This is a genomic window from Microcoleus sp. SVA1B4 (assembly GCF_036700545.1).
Taxonomy (GTDB): domain Bacteria; phylum Cyanobacteriota; class Cyanobacteriia; order Cyanobacteriales; family Microcoleaceae; genus Microcoleus.
Map to the genome: position 1 here is coordinate 1 of NZ_JAUBPB010000177.1, position 1,000 is coordinate 1,000.

Genomic DNA, 1,000 nt, shown 5'->3' on the forward strand with positions numbered 1-1,000 from the left:
CGGGCGAAGCGGGTGACGACTTTCTTAGAGGCGGCAAAGGTAACGACTCCATTAGCGGAGGTGTGGGCGACGATATTCTGATTGGCAATTTCGCTGACGATACTCTCAATGGTGATGCTGGTAACGACTTTTTGCGAGGCGGTCAAGGGAATGATATCTTAATTGGTGGTGATGGCAATGATATTTTGATTGGAGATACAGGCGACAATACTCTCACAGGAGGTAGTGGTGCAGATACTTTTGTTTTGCTCGGAGTAGATCCTGCTTCTCTTCCTTTTATTCTCCTACCCATAACAAGTCATACAATAGTTGATTTTAGACCAGAGGAAGGCGATCGCATTGCTTTGACAGGAAATTTATCCGATACTACATTCACTCAATCTGGAAGCAATACTGTCATTAACTTGGCAGGGGCTTATACTGTGGTACAAAATTCTACTGTCGCCTCTGTTCAAAATGCAGCTTTTGCAATTCCTTTATCTAGGATTCCTAGTGATCCTAACCCTCAACCTGCCGATGCAGCCTTGAGAATTGGCTAACATTAACTATAGGTGTAGGGTGCTTATGGCACACCTTACAAATTCCCCAATTCCTCATTCCTAAATTCAACTAATACCATAGCTGTCTAATTTTAGAAACCGCTTATCGGGAATAATCTATTTGCCCCTGCAGCTTAAACAGCCCTGGCGCCTTCTGAAAATCCTCAAATGCTCCCTGAACCTCTCTCAATTTATATCTAATCACTCCTCGGTTGAAGTAAGTTTTAGCAAAATCGCGATCGAGACGAATTGCTGACTCAAAATCAGCGAGCGCTGCAGGGAATTTTCCACTTGCAGGCGGATAGCACCTCGGTTAAAGTAAGCTTGGGTTAAATTGGGGCGAAGCAGCAGTGCCGAGTTGTAATCCGCTTGCAAATAAAGTGCTAAAAAACTTGCGACGGGACATCATAAATTTTAGAAGTAGAACTGTACTTAAGACAAGTTTACAGTTTTCTGATTAA

The 1,000-nt window shown here is 43.2% G+C and carries 3 protein-coding genes; 1 reads left to right on the top strand and 2 read right to left on the bottom strand.

What is annotated here, in order from left to right:
- The coding region (locus QT987_RS29800; RefSeq protein ID WP_445299742.1) for a calcium-binding protein at positions 1-539 on the top strand (539 nt) is incomplete at its 5' end.
- Positions 540-642: 103 nt separating this feature from the next.
- Here QT987_RS29800 and QT987_RS30085 read toward each other — a convergent pair.
- Positions 643-789 carry a tetratricopeptide repeat protein gene (locus tag QT987_RS30085; RefSeq protein WP_333292782.1) on the bottom strand — a complete coding sequence of 49 codons (147 nt, stop codon included), beginning with the start codon at positions 787-789 and terminating at the stop codon, positions 643-645.
- The gene (locus QT987_RS29805; RefSeq protein WP_333247102.1) at positions 741-914 is read right to left on the bottom strand and encodes a hypothetical protein; all 174 of its coding nucleotides are present in this window, start codon (positions 912-914) and stop codon (positions 741-743) included. The genes QT987_RS30085 and QT987_RS29805 overlap by 49 nt, the downstream gene beginning before the upstream one ends.
- Positions 915-1,000: the final 86 nt, after the last annotated feature.